Below are 14,096 nucleotides of genomic sequence, written 5' to 3'. Positions count from 1 at the left end.
AGTGTCAATATTAGTCACTATCTTCCTTCCCTTTTGGAAGGGTAAAAATGATTTCACCTTTTTCAGATAAGAAATAATCACGTCTGGCTATTTTCGCTATATAGTCGTCGTCATTTAGCTTCACGATTTCTTCTTTAAGAAGGGTCTCGTCTTTTTCCAATTTAGCTAACTTTCCCTTCAATTCTTCCTTCTGTTGAACTTTCTCATCCAGTGCAACATTTTGCGTTATGAGGGTGGAAACAGCCAAAATCAAAAAGACAGCGGCGAAAACTGAGTATAGAGTTAATCTACGCATTAGACCACGCTTCTTTTTTTCTACGGTTTGCACTTTTTTCTCTTCTTGAGCGACGTAGGGATTTTCTATTTTTGCCACTTTCCTTTTACGAAGGCTACTCATTTTTTATCGCTCCTCATTTCTTTTTAGTTCTCCATCTATTTAGCATTCTAATTATAGAATTCTTTATTTTCAATAAAATCCCTTTTCCTTTATTATAAAACTTCCCGACGTTTTTCGTAACAAAAACCGGCAATAAATTCCATATATGGGTCAGAATCCATTTTACTGGCCTCCAGAAAACATTTAATATAAAGAGAAGTATTTTCCCCGCCCATTTTAATAATGCTAAAACGAACTTTCCCATCCCGATGATGATGGCTATTAAAGATACTATTACCCATTTTATCGGAAGAAATATCAGCATGTGAACCAAATTCGTTATAAATCTCGCCAACTTTATCACCAGTATTATCAAAAACTCCAAAAACCGTTGATAGAAACCTTTGAAAAGTGCTTGATAAGCTGAAAAACCGCATAATAAGGCCAAAAATAAATAGAGGCGAAACTCCCCCTCATTCACTAAAAACAAAACATAAAAAATAAGGAGACCCTGAATGATCCAGAAAAGGAAGTCATGGATGAATACAATCCACCTTTTCCTTTCTGAACGCTTCAGAAACCGGCTATACGTATCTAGGGCAGCTCCAAAGCCACTGCCCATGCCTATCATCGCAAGCAACGTATAAAATTGGATCGTTAAGGTCATTTGAACAATTTGCCAAAGAAGCCTTTAGCTTTCTCCCCTGATTGCTCATCTAAATAAACAAGGTCGAAAATTTTTCCCTTAATGGAAACAATGCCTTTATCAACGTCCAAATTCTTCATTTGCAAGTTTTGACCCCTGATGGATAAGAACCCCATTACCGTTTCGAGCAGAAACTCTTCATTATCAAAGCTTTCCACTTGTTTGACACCGGTAATATCAAGTAAACGGCGGCCTTTCATCATTACATCATGCTCTTGGATCGTTCCCTTTGTATAACTAGCATTCGGATCATTATATTGGCTCATTTTTTCATCCCTCACAGTACCACTGATTTTGTACAAGTGTATGTCCGTAAGAATGGAATTAGAACCAAGCCTGTCTTTACTCCTCCGCTAGCTTTTCTTCCTTTACGATGGTATACATGTCTGCAGCCGCTTCTTTTTTCGTCGTTTCTTGAATTTTATCGACTCGTACCGTAACCAGCTTTTGACCGAATCGGACAGTCAACTCATCACCATCTTTAACATTCGAACTTGCCTTTGCCTGTTGTCCGTTAATCGTGATTCTCCCTTTATCCGCGACTTCTTTCGCAAGCGTACGGCGCTTGATCAATCTTGAAACTTTTAGGAATTTATCTAATCTCATCGACATTCAAATCTCTCCCTTAATTAAAGTCCTTTAGCTTTTGCCTCATCCCAATATGAATCCAGTTCTTCCAATGTATAGTCCTCAAACTTCTTGTCTGCCCTTTGAATGCACTCTTCTATATATGTAAAACGCTGCTGAAATTTCTGGTTTGCTTTGTAGACGGCTTCTTCTGCTTGTATGTCATAATAACGTGAAATGTTGACAAGCGCAAAAAAGAGGTCGCCCAGTTCCGATTTGATTCTTTCGACATCCCTGTTTGGGGTTAATACTTCCTCTTCTAATTCCTTCACCTCTTCCAAAACCTTTTTCCAGGCTTCGGAAACCTCATCCCAATCAAATCCAACCTTCGCAGCCCTTTTTTGGTACACCTCGGCCCGAAGTAAGTTTGGCAGCGATTTCTCAATACCATCCAGTATGGAATGCATAGCTTTTGGTTCGCTCCCCTTTTCTTCTTCTTTGATTTTCTGCCAATTCACCAACACATCTTCCTCGCCATTCACTTCAACATTTCCGAATACATGAGGGTGCCGTCGAACCATTTTTGCCGTAATGCCTTCAATTACATCATCTATCGTGAACATGCCCTCATCTTCACCGATTTGTGAATGAAGCATCACCTGAAGCAGAACATCCCCGAGTTCACCAACCATGCCCTCATCGTCCTCTTGATCGATGGAATCAATAAGCTCGTATGCCTCTTCTATTAGATATTTCTTCAAGCTTTCATGAGTTTGTTTCTTATCCCAAGGACATCCTTCTGGACCTCTAAGTTCTGCGATGATTTGCCGCAGCTTGGAAAACTCCCGATACTGTAACGCTTCTTCTCTAACAGGCGGGACATAAACACTCGTCAAGTTACTTAACTCCATCTGACGGTCGAGTTCGAACAGGGCGCACTTTGTCACTTTTTCCTGACTGCTGCCTGCCGCTGTAACGATATATACCTCGTAGTCATCCGGAAGCTTTTCCATTAAAGTCAACTTCACATTCGATGCGCTGAATGCGTCATAAACCTGTCCGATTATAATATGCTGGGTAATGTGCAGATCATCGGGTGAAAGATCTGTACCATCCAACAACTGGAACCCTTCAATCGGATCGATTCTAACAGCCTGAAACAGGGGGTCAAGGAAACTTTGGCCGCCTTCCAGCTTAATGGCTATTCCAAGGGCCGGCCCCTTTTCGAGCAAAAGCTGAACCGTTTTTTCCGCAACCATGGGATGCCCTGGAACCGCGTATAGAACGGAGCGGTTTAAAGCCTCTTGTAATAATGTTCCGGCTATTTCTTCATATACCGCTTCAAATTGGTCGTGCTTTTCATATATCTCGTCAAAAGCCGTGAAATTGACTCCTTCTTTTTTCAAGTCCCCGATTACCGGATGATCCATCGTTCTGACGAAGCATTGTTCAATTTGTGTCAATTTTTTATAAATCCCTAGCGGTAACTGATCTAAATCCCCTGCACCAAGGCCTATTATAGTTATCTCATTCATGATTTCGTATACTCCTATTCGTCATTATAAATCGTTTAAGCTTTGAACCTGCAGGGATAAGTGAAAGTTCTTCTTCACCAAATAAGCCTGCACGAATTGCGGTCATCACAAAAACGGCTGCACCGATCCCCACACCGATCAGCGCTTGGATCGTAGCTAACATCCGGCTATCACCTGAAAACACCAATTGGAATATGGCATTGAATAAAACGACAACCGTACCCATGTAAATCGTACTCTTCAAGATTATTAACAGGTACTTCTTTTCAATTAATGTCTTTTTGATATGTACTCTCAAAACCGTATAAAATAATACTGTCATGATCATAAATGCAAGTACTGTTGCTGAGGCTGCTCCCGCAATTTTGTAATAGGGAACAAGAACAAGGTTCAACGCCCACTTGCTGCCCACCCCCACAATCGTAATGATCACCGGTACAAACGAATAGCCTAAACTTTGAATCACTGCCGCTTTTGCCATTATGAGGGATGTGAATAAAATCGATAAGGAAAAAATCGCTAAAGTAATTGTCCCTTTGGAATTCGTGAACAGCATATGATTGACCGGCTTCATCGTCACTATCAGCCCAATCGCAGCAGCGATTCCAATCGTCGTACTTACACGCAGCGCCAATTTAATCTTATTGACTAATTCTTGTTCACTCCTCTTCTGAACGAATCCGGATATTACAGGTACAAGCGCCAAAGCAAAAGAATTAGCCACGACTGTCCCTAGCTGAAGCAAAGGCTGTCCACGGTCATATACCCCTTTCCACTCTTTAGCTTCCCTTTCCCCCATCCCCGTTTCCCTTAGTAGAGAATACAGGTGTATTGAGTCGACAAACTGAAACAAGATAAGGATCAAGCCAGTTATGCAAAACGCCAATCCTTGGAAAACCAGGACTTTTGAAATTTTGATGAAATTTACCGGTTTGATTTTCACTTGTGAAAAAAGCTTCCATTCTTCTCTTAAAATAACGAAAGCAATAAGCAGGACAAGGCCGGTTATGCCGCCGGTAATCGAACCGAAGACGGCGCCCTTACCGACCACATAAGGAGAGTAGCCTAGATACACGAATATCGTTGAAAGCACCAGTATCGTCAATACACGGATGCATTGTTCAGCGACCTGCGAACTTGCCGTGGGTAACATGTTGTTTATTCCTTGAAAATAGCCTCTTAAAACAGATGAAATCGGCATTAATAAGTAGGAATAGGCAATGATTCTAAGCAGACTGGCTAAATCCGGATCCTTCATCCATCCGGCAATCCAATCAGCGCCCAGGAACAGTGCCGCAAACATCATGATTCCTATCGAACTTAAGACGACGAATGATGTCACTAAAATGTCCTTGACCTCAAAATTATTTTTAGAAGACTCCCGTTCTGCGATCAGTTTGGATATGACAACCGGGAAGCCTAGTGTGGATAATGTAAAGGCTACACCGTAGAAGGGATATACCTGCTGATAGATATAAAACCCGATGTCACCCGCAATGTTCTGATAAGGTATGCGATAGGCCGCGCTCAAAACTTTTACGATAATCGCTGCTGCGCTCAGGATCAGCGCACCTCGCAAAAGTTCATTTGATGTTTTATTAGGCTTTTCAGCCATTCTTTTTCCCCTTTTCACTCATATGTGGTAGTTATTATAGCATAATTCAAGTGGTTATTTTTCAATTGCAACCATACTGTTAATTAATTTCCATGTTCATCTCAAAGAATTCTCTTTATTGCCCTTCCCAATCCGTTTAACCTTTAAGAAAGAGCAAAAAGGACAGCGATTGCTGCCCTTTCCACCTTTAAAAATATAATGGCATGTCCAAGCTTACTGTTCCATTTGTCTTGCTAGGAAACTTGCTGCTGTTTCAACCGATTTCTGTTCCACTTCACCAAGTGTACCTTCTTTAGAGAAAATCAGGACGGCACCAATCGGGTCGCCACTCGCAATGATCGGAGCTGCAGTATACGATTGGACTTCTTCATCATTTGAATCAACGAAAGAAATTTGTCCGTTCGGAGATTCCAAGACAGGATTTCTTTCTTCCATGATTTTTTCCACTAGTTCACTAACGCTTTTATTTAAGTATTCTTTTTTGGAGCCGCCTGCCACTGCAATGTAAGTATCCCTGTCACAAATCATAACTGGATTTCCAAGGCTATCATAAAGTGCTTCTGCATATTCTCTTGCAAAATCGCCTAATTCACTAATAGGAGAGTATTTCTTTAAGATTACTTCTCCATCTCTATCCACAAAGATTTCCAAAGGATCCCCTTCACGAATACGGAGGGTCCTTCGAATTTCTTTCGGGATGACGACTCTTCCTAAATCATCAATTCGGCGAACGATACCAGTTGCTTTCATCTAATGTTGCCTCACTTTCATCTAATTGATTTGATAAATCCTCTTTTTGTAGCATAAAATCATCACCAGCTATTGTACTTAGTATTTTTCTAATGGTAAGTTCTATGCACTTTGAAAAAATTTTTCTTTTTGTTGCATTTTTTTACCATGGTATCTTAAAAACAATTTCTTCAAGAGGACAATCATTCACTTCAGTTTTTTGTGGCTTGAGTCTCTTTTTTTACATGCTGTAAACCCTTGGCCATCTCAAATAGTATGTTAAGCCATTTGCTTTGTTCTACACCTTTTATGTGCAGGACTAGCTTCATTCGATTTCCATCCATGCCGAAGCCGACCATACGGCCATACTTTGACCCCAGCTCAAACACCTTTTGTCCATCCACATCGCTGCTTACCTTTTCCCTGAGGAGAATGCTGATTTCCTGCTTCAATTGTTTAATGCTTTCAATTCCAGCCTTTTCAGCATATACCTTCATTTCGGCAATCATGAATAAATAGGCTACTTCTTCTGGATACTCTCCGAAACGATCGAGCATTTCATCTTGTAATTCTTCCACTTCTTCAAGAGAAGTAATGCCTCTGAACCTTTTATACATTTCTATTTTCTGATGTCCATCCATTATGTAGGCATCAGGGATATAAGCATCCACTTCAACGTCAATTTCAAGGGTGTTCTTTTCTTCGGTTGGCTGGTCATTACGTTTCGCGTCCACTGCTTCTTTCAACATTTGTGAGTACAAATCAAAACCAACTGAATCGATGAAGCCATGTTGTTGAGCCCCTAGAATATTTCCAGCTCCCCTGATGGATAAATCACGCATCGCGATTTTGAATCCTGAACCCAACTCTGTAAATTCCTTAATGGATTGAAGACGTTTTTCCGCCACTTCCGTCAACACTTTATCTTTCCTATAAGTAAAGAATGCATATGCAACCCGATTGGATCTCCCTACACGGCCACGTAGCTGATAGAGCTGTGAAAGTCCCATTCTATCTGCTTCATTCACTATAAGCGTATTGACATTCGGGATATCAACACCCGTCTCTATAATGGTTGTACTTACCAAAACATCATATTCGCCTTCCAAAAAACCGAACATAACCGCTTCCAGCTCTTGCTCCGACATTTGCCCATGGGCATAGGTGACTCGGGCATCGGGTACCAACATGGAAATTTCTTCTGCTTTTCTTGCTATATCCTCTACCCGATTGTAAAGGAAATAAACCTGGCCATCCCTGGCCAATTCCCGTTCTATCGCTTCCGTTACCAACGAGCCATTATACTCCATGACATATGTTTGGATTGGGAACCGATTCTCAGGCGGTGTTTCGATGACGGACAAATCCCTCACGCCCAACATGGACATATGAAGGGTCCTCGGAATCGGCGTCGCAGTCAAAGTCAGTACATCCACATTTGTTTTTAAGCGTTTGATCTTCTCCTTATGTGTAACTCCAAAACGCTGTTCTTCATCAATGATAAGCAAACCCAAATCGCGATACACTATATCTTTGGATAAAATCCTGTGCGTGCCAACCACAATATCCACCGTGCCTGCCTTCAATCCTTTAATCGTTTCCGTTTGCTGTTTTTTCGTCCGGAAACGGCTCATAAGACCAATCGAAATGGGATAATCCTGAAAACGTTCCCTTAGTGTTTCAAAATGCTGCTGGGCGAGGATGGTGGTCGGAACAAGAAATGCAACTTGCTTGCCATCCATAATGGCTTTAAAAGCGGCACGGATGGCTACCTCTGTCTTCCCATATCCGACATCGCCACATAATAAACGATCCATCGGCCGTTCCCGTTCCATATCCTTTTTGATTTCGACTATAGAACGTAGTTGATCCTCCGTTTCGTTATAAGCGAATGATGTTTCGAATTCTCTCTGCATATCACCATCAGGTGAAAAGGCATAGCCCTTGGCCGCTTCCCTTTCTGCGTATAACTTGATTAAATCATCAGCAATGTTCTCAACGGATGATTGAACTTTACTTTTGACACGTTTCCATTCCGTTCCACCTAGTTTATAAAGCTTCGGTTCTTTCCCTTCAGAACCGACATATTTTTGCACAAGATCTATTTGGTCGACAGGAACATACAATTTGTCATCCGCTTGATAACGAATATGTAGGTAATCTTTATGGACCCCATTTATCGTAAGGGTTTCAATTCCCAAATATTTACCGATACCATGGTTAACATGAACGACATAGTCACCGATCTTCAGTTCGGAATAACTCTTGATTCGCTCCGCATTCGATAGTTTCTGTCTCCGTATCGATTTCTTTGATTTCTTATTAAACAATTCCGTTTCCGTAATGATACTGAATTTCTGCATGGGTAATTCAAAGCCGCTATTAAGGCTGCCTCGTAAAATCTGTACTTTACCTGGAAGAATGCTGTTCGCATCAAACAGTTCTGTGGCCTCTATATCATAATCGGCTAAAACCGAATGCAGCTTTTTTACCCGTTCTTCATCCTGTCCAAGTATGACGACTGTATATTTCCCTTTTTTCCAACGTTCCAGTTCAGCTTTGAACACATTCATCTGTCCATGGAAATTTTGCATTTGTTTACTGGCAAAATTCAGGATATTCTGAGGATTCGTATGCGGTACATGCCGTAAAAACAATGAAAGATATATAAACGGCCTGCTGGATTTCATTATTAATTCCTGCATGGGGTGAGCCAATTTTACGTCATGGATAATCTGTCCCTGACTTAAAAGGTCAGTGTACCAACCAGCCTCTTCCTTTTCCAATGAATCATTGATTTCCTGGATTCTACTGATCTCATCTAAGAAAACCAAACCGTTTACCGGTAAATAATCTATTAAACTAGCTGGATCTTCATAAGCCAAACTTAAGTATTTAAAGATTTGGTCGGGTTTATTTCCCATTTTCAGCTGTTCTAGTTCATAGCTGATCGTTTGAACCAGTTGTTCCTTTGTTTTCTCATCTTTAAGTTTCTTCAAGCTTTTACTTAATCCGCTCTCGAGCCTTGTTATGATTCTTTCGATATGCTCTGTCTCTAGCAAGGCCTCACTGACGGGACCAATCATCACTTTCTTGAGTTTTTCGATGGATCGCTGATCTTCGCTTGAAAAAGTCCTTATTGAATCTATTTCGGTATCGAATAACTCTATTCGTATTGGATTAGGTTCCGTGATCGGATAAATATCGATTATACCGCCACGGATACTGAATTCACCTGGTGAAGCAACCATTTCAGACCGGTTATAACCCATAGCAATGAATTTATTCAGTGTTGGTTCGAGCTCGATGTCTTCCCCTAAATTAAACGTAAGCTGATGCCTCTTCCAAATATCTTTAGAAGGAAGCACACGACGGACCCCGGGAATTGGCGCAATGACAATCCCTTTCTTTCCCTCAGCCCAAAAGTTTAATGCCTCTACTCGTTGGGCCCTTAATTCCGGACTGGCCACACTCAAATCGGCCGCAATCAATTCATTGGCGGGATATATATATAATTCTTCCTCGGGAATGAAACTGGATAAATCCTCATGGAATTTTTGTGCTTGCAATAAATTATGGGTAACTAATAAAATCGGCCTATTCGTTTTTTCATATACGGAAGCCAGCAATAGTGATCTCGAGGAACCTGTCAGACCAGAGACTATTTGTTCCTTAAGTCCTTCATCAATGCCGGCGATTAACGAATGAACATCATCTTGTTTGGAGAACAAGTTTTGCAATCCATTCATTTTCTTTCCCCCCTCTCTTTAACGTGCGAAAACCATTTGTAATCCTTGTATTTAAACTTGGCCAATTCAACCAAGCGCCCTCTTTATTAACGGCAATTTTTCATTTTACGTGCCTTTGTAAACCAGACAAACGGAAAAATGCTTTGGATTTTGTCCAAAGCCCTCTCCCGCTAATGAATAATATAATCGTTTTCATATAATTCAGGGTTCCTTTGCAGCGATTCATGACAATCTTCACATATCGCCCTTACATGCATATCCCCTTCAGAATCATAAACGATCATCTCTTGTCGCTCTTCATCGGTAAGTTGATTAAAACCTAACTGCTCCGTACTCAGTGAGTGTGCCTCGATTGAGCCCAGCTTAGTTCCGCAATGTCGGCATCGATAATGGAGAGCCATTTCGTAACCCCCTATTTTTGTAATAGTGTTAGTATGTACAATTAGAGGGGATTTATTCAGCGAAACAGGAAGATATTATTCTTTACTTATATCTACTCTTTGCTTATTGGTTATATTCGTTCATGACCTGTATAAATGGTTTTTCCATCCAAGCTTCACAAGAAGCCGCGCTTTTTTCGATCGTTGCCCCTACATGATCCCATTCTTCAGGCGAAAAACGTCCTAATACATAATCAGGTACTGGAATACGGCCAATCGGGCGGCCAATGCCTATTCTGATGCGATTGAATTCTTGCGTACCCAAATGGGCTATTGAAGATTTTATCCCATTATGACCGCCTGCACTTCCTTTTTGACGCAGGCGAAGCTTCCCTGGAGGCAAATCAAGGTCATCATATATAATGACCACATCCGCGATCTCCACCTTAAAGAAATGCATAACAGCCGAAATGGATTCTCCTGATAAATTCATGTAAGTTAAGGGTTTAAGCAATAAAACTTTTTCTCCCTTTACCATTCCTACACCATAGATACCCTTGTGTTTTGCTTGATCAAGTGGAATTGACCATTTTCTGGATAACTCATCTATTACTTCAAAGCCGACGTTATGCCGAGTTTTTTCATATTGTTTACCTGGGTTCCCTAACCCTACAATAATTTTCATGATTCACACTCCGTCATTACGGTTATTTAGGGAGTTACGTCGGGACGAAGTTTTTCCAAGCTTATTGACCTTAGAAAAATAGTACCCTAATTTCAAGCTGGCCTGCAAGCGACCGGAGAACTAATTAGAAAAAAATCCTAATTAAAGGAATCAGTTCCGGAAAATGGCCCTGTTTAAATTGACGCATCCAGAGATTGAAAAGACGTAACTCATTAAGAGCTACGCCTATTATATCACGATTCACTTGTTTAATCCCTGCATCATGACTCTGGTGATGCCTTGGTCTCCCTGCCCTCTTCATTTTCAGGGATACCGCCATCTTGCTGTTCACCTGTACTTATTTCCTCTTCCTGACGAGGAGCCAAAACAGATGCAACTACTTCCTCACCATCGTTGTCGATTGTAACTTGCTTATTCGTTTGGATATCAGATATGTAGATTGTATCCCCTACCTGAAGTTCGGTAACGTCAACATCGATGGAGTCAGGAATGTCATTCGGTTTAGCCGTAACCGTCACTTCATGAAGAGACTGCTGAAGGACCCCACCGTCTTTCACGCCTTTACAAACTCCGACAAGGTTAATGCGAACTTGTGCCTGTAATTGAGCGGACATATCTACAATTAAAAAGTCTGCATGATAAATGGAGTTCTTTATAGGATCCTTTTGATAGTCAGAGAGCATGACTTTATAACTCGTTCCTTCCAAGTCCAAAGAAATGATACCATTACGGCCTATTTCCTTGATTGTCTTTTGAAGCTCAATATTATTGACTGAAATGGCTGTACTGTCATTTTTATTGCCATATACAATCGCAGGGATTTCGCCGCTTTCCCTCAAATTCCTTAAATTAGAGTGTTTTGAATCCGTACGTTCTTTTGCAGCTAATATATTACTCATACATCCTCCGCCTTCCTAAATATGAATTACAAGTCTCTCTATATTTAACATTTCCCTAAATGGCGAATCATTAAACATGAAAGGTAAAATCTGAAGGCTGCCACAAGAAGCTAAACATATGGTAAACATAGGAATTCACCGTATAATCTTTTTTCTTGAATTTAAGCGTGAATCGCTTTGTTTTCCCTTTCCCCCTCAACTTGCATGACTCGGTTAAGGATTTGGGCTGCTAGTGAGGAATATTGAATGCTATCCTTTTTCCGTGGTCTCGGCAGATTGATTTCCTTATTCATGGCGACTTTGCCTTCCTCAATTAATATGACACGGTCGGCAAGCAGTACGGCTTCTTCAACATCATGTGTAACAAGTAAGGCAGTAAAATTCCTTTTCCTCCATAATTCTTCAATCAGCCTTTGCATGCCAATTCTCGTCAAAGCATCCAATGCCCCTAACGGCTCATCCAAGAGGAGAATGTCAGGTTGGTTCACCAATGCCCTCGCTAAGGCTACCCTTTGCTTCTGCCCACCAGATAAAACGGACGGCCAATCATTTGCTCGATCTGCAAGGCCCACTTGCTCCAGTAATTCCATAGCATTTGACTTCCAATCCCCTTTTAAGCCGATACCAATATTTTGAAGGATTCTTTTCCAAGGAAAAAGCCTTCCATCCTGAAACATCGTACGTGACGATTTATTCAATCCATTCAATGGTTTTCCATTCACCAGTATCTTCCCGCCCGTCGGCTTTTCCAGTCCTGCCACAAGACGCAGCAAGGTGCTCTTTCCACATCCACTCTTACCGACAATGGCTACGAATTCCCCTTTTTTAAAAGTGAGATCCATTCCCTTTAAAACTTCAAACTCCCCAAACCCCTTTCTCACGCCCTGCAATTCCAACGAATTTCCATTTTTCATATTAATGACCTCCTCATTGGTATGACGGATGCCACTTTAAGCATCTTTTTTCAATTATTTTGGCCGCAACGTCCGATACTTTTCCTAATATTGCATATAAGAGAATACTGAGAACAACAATATCCATCCTCATGAATTCCCGTGCATTCATAGCCATATATCCAATTCCAGAATTAGCGGATATTGTTTCTGCGACAATTAATGTGACCCACATGATTCCAAGGGAGAAGCGAATCCCCACCAAAATGGATGGAAAGGCTGCAGGTAGGATCACATTCCAGAATAAAGAAAAACCACTTAACCCATAAACCCTTGCCGCTTCGATTAATTCCTTATCCACCGATTTCACTCCATGAAATGTATTTAAATAGATGGGAAATAGAACCCCTAAAGCGACAAGGAAGATTTTCGCTTCTTCTTCTATACCAAACCATAGAATCACCAGCGGTATTAAAGCTAAATGCGGAATATTACGCAACATCTGAAGCGAGGTATCGAATAAGGTTTCAGCAATGGACGATAATCCATTTAATAAACCTAGTACAAAACCTATAATCCCTCCTATTAAAAAGCCGATGAAGGCACGCTGGGCACTGATGCCGATATAATCAATAAGTTCACCTGTCCCCAATAAAGCGGCACCCGCTTGAAACACTTCAGTCGGGGCAGGCAATATCCGTTCCGACAGAATTCCCCACAAAGACAGCAGCTGCCAAGTTACCAATAGCAGTATGGGTACAAGCCATGAAATGAGGTGAAACCTATTGAATTTTTTGTTTAACTTTTTCTGCATCTTCATTTTCACTTCCTTTTGTAGGGTAGTGGTCATTAGCCAGTATTTCACCGAATGGGCTCGTAGCTTTTGAAATGGGAACTTGCAGCCGTTCAACAGGTAGCAAAGGAAATAATAATTCCGCAACACGATACGCTTCCTCCAGATGAGGGTATCCAGATAAAACAAAGGATTCTATACCGATTTCTTCATATTCCTTCATTCTGGCAGCAACATTTTCCGCACTCCCGACTAGTGCCGTACCGGCGCCTCCGCGCACAAGACCAACACCTGCCCATAAGTTAGGGCTGATTTCAAGTGAATCCCTTTTTCCGTTATGGAGTTGCGACATCCGCTTCTGGCCCACTGAATCAAATCTTTCAAAAATATTTTGTGAATTTTCAATCATTTCGTCATCCACATATTTAATGAGTTCCTCCGCTGCCTGCCATGCTTCTTCTTCCGTTTCCCTCACTATGACATGCATCCGTATGCCAAACCTGACCTCACGTCCATACTCTGCTGCTTTTTTACGTACCTTTTCAATTTTTTCAGCTACTTGCTCCGGCGGCTCACCCCAAGTTAAGTACACATCAATATGCTTTCCTGATATATCGATGGCAGGGTCGGATGAACCACCAAAATAGAGTGGTGGGTACGGTTTTTGTACAGATGGCAACAGAATGTTCCCGCCTTCAACCTTTAAGTGCTCCCCTTCAAAGTCCACTTTGTCCCCAGTCATTTCTTTTCTCCAGATATCAAGAAATTCATCTGTTTGTCCATATCGTTCCTTATGATTCAGAAATACGCCATCACCTGCCAATTCGACCGGGTCCCCTCCAGTTACTACATTGATTAATAGACGGCCATTCGAAAGCCGGTCGAAGCTTGAAGCCATCCTGGCAGCCAAGGTCGGCGACATTAAACCAGGTCTGACCGCAACTAAAAATTTCATTCTTTCCGTTGCGGAAATCAATGAAGAACCCACTACCCATGCATCCTCACAAGACCGCCCCGTTGGAAGCAACGCTCCTTCAAACCCCAAATGATCGACTGCCTGTGCTATTTGCTTTAAATAAGGAAGTGTGATCGCTCTCCCTCCCTTTGTCGATCCTAAATACCTACTTTCCCCGTGTGATGGCAAAAACCAAAAAACTTTCATTTTCATT

The 14,096-nt window shown here is 41.4% G+C and carries 14 protein-coding genes; all 14 read right to left on the bottom strand.

The window, feature by feature from the left end:
* Positions 1 to 10: 10 nt before the first annotated feature.
* Positions 11 to 397 carry a septum formation initiator family protein gene (locus ACDZ29_RS10900; protein ID WP_375090831.1) on the bottom strand — a complete coding sequence of 129 codons (387 nt, stop codon included), beginning with the start codon at positions 395 to 397 and terminating at the stop codon, positions 11 to 13.
* A gap of 13 nt (positions 398 to 410) precedes the next feature.
* The gene (gene yabQ, locus ACDZ29_RS10895; RefSeq protein ID WP_375090830.1) at positions 411 to 1,043 is read right to left on the bottom strand and encodes a spore cortex biosynthesis protein YabQ; all 633 of its coding nucleotides are present in this window, start codon (positions 1,041 to 1,043) and stop codon (positions 411 to 413) included.
* Positions 1,040 to 1,348, bottom strand: coding sequence for a sporulation protein YabP (gene yabP, locus ACDZ29_RS10890; RefSeq protein WP_289323303.1), 309 nt, complete (start codon positions 1,346 to 1,348; stop codon positions 1,040 to 1,042). Before yabP ends, yabQ begins: the two co-directional genes overlap by 4 nt.
* 76 nt (positions 1,349 to 1,424) lie before the next feature.
* Positions 1,425 to 1,688, bottom strand: coding sequence for an RNA-binding S4 domain-containing protein (locus tag ACDZ29_RS10885; RefSeq protein ID WP_034316386.1), 264 nt, complete (start codon positions 1,686 to 1,688; stop codon positions 1,425 to 1,427).
* 23 nt (positions 1,689 to 1,711) lie between these two features.
* Complete coding sequence (mazG, locus tag ACDZ29_RS10880; protein ID WP_375090829.1) at positions 1,712 to 3,184, bottom strand: nucleoside triphosphate pyrophosphohydrolase; 1,473 nt, start codon at positions 3,182 to 3,184, stop codon at positions 1,712 to 1,714.
* Positions 3,177 to 4,799 carry an oligosaccharide flippase family protein gene (locus tag ACDZ29_RS10875; protein WP_375090828.1) on the bottom strand — a complete coding sequence of 541 codons (1,623 nt, stop codon included), beginning with the start codon at positions 4,797 to 4,799 and terminating at the stop codon, positions 3,177 to 3,179. Before ACDZ29_RS10875 ends, mazG begins: the two co-directional genes overlap by 8 nt.
* Before the next feature lie 213 nt (positions 4,800 to 5,012).
* Positions 5,013 to 5,549, bottom strand: a complete 537-nt coding sequence (spoVT, locus tag ACDZ29_RS10870) for a stage V sporulation protein T (protein ID WP_289314085.1) — start codon at positions 5,547 to 5,549, stop codon at positions 5,013 to 5,015.
* A gap of 191 nt (positions 5,550 to 5,740) precedes the next feature.
* A complete protein-coding gene (gene mfd / locus ACDZ29_RS10865; protein WP_375090827.1) occupies positions 5,741 to 9,277 on the bottom strand; it encodes a transcription-repair coupling factor in 3,537 nt (1,178 codons plus the stop codon).
* Between the two features lie 170 nt (positions 9,278 to 9,447).
* Positions 9,448 to 9,678: an anti-sigma-F factor Fin family protein gene (locus ACDZ29_RS10860; RefSeq protein ID WP_061440335.1), complete on the bottom strand. Its 231-nt coding sequence runs from the start codon at positions 9,676 to 9,678 to the stop codon at positions 9,448 to 9,450.
* A gap of 103 nt (positions 9,679 to 9,781) precedes the next feature.
* On the bottom strand, positions 9,782 to 10,342 hold the full coding sequence (gene pth / locus ACDZ29_RS10855; protein WP_289323299.1) for an aminoacyl-tRNA hydrolase: 561 nt from the start codon (positions 10,340 to 10,342) through the stop codon (positions 9,782 to 9,784).
* A 260-nt stretch (positions 10,343 to 10,602) separates the two neighbouring features.
* Positions 10,603 to 11,241: a 50S ribosomal protein L25/general stress protein Ctc gene (locus ACDZ29_RS10850; RefSeq protein ID WP_289314088.1), complete on the bottom strand. Its 639-nt coding sequence runs from the start codon at positions 11,239 to 11,241 to the stop codon at positions 10,603 to 10,605.
* 161 nt (positions 11,242 to 11,402) lie between these two features.
* Positions 11,403 to 12,155 carry an ATP-binding cassette domain-containing protein gene (locus ACDZ29_RS10845; RefSeq protein WP_289323297.1) on the bottom strand — a complete coding sequence of 251 codons (753 nt, stop codon included), beginning with the start codon at positions 12,153 to 12,155 and terminating at the stop codon, positions 11,403 to 11,405.
* Between the two features lie 13 nt (positions 12,156 to 12,168).
* The gene (gene ssuC / locus ACDZ29_RS10840) at positions 12,169 to 12,954 is read right to left on the bottom strand and encodes an aliphatic sulfonate ABC transporter permease SsuC (protein WP_289323296.1); all 786 of its coding nucleotides are present in this window, start codon (positions 12,952 to 12,954) and stop codon (positions 12,169 to 12,171) included.
* Positions 12,917 to 14,089 carry an FMNH2-dependent alkanesulfonate monooxygenase gene (gene ssuD / locus ACDZ29_RS10835; RefSeq protein ID WP_375090826.1) on the bottom strand — a complete coding sequence of 391 codons (1,173 nt, stop codon included), beginning with the start codon at positions 14,087 to 14,089 and terminating at the stop codon, positions 12,917 to 12,919. Before ssuD ends, ssuC begins: the two co-directional genes overlap by 38 nt.
* Positions 14,090 to 14,096 lie beyond the last annotated feature (7 nt).

The sequence above is a fragment of the Peribacillus sp. RS7 genome, from assembly GCF_041956845.1.
Taxonomy (GTDB): Bacteria; Bacillota; Bacilli; order Bacillales; family DSM-1321; genus Peribacillus.
Note: the sequence above shows the minus strand (reverse complement) of the source record. Positions and strands in the feature narration are given on the sequence as shown.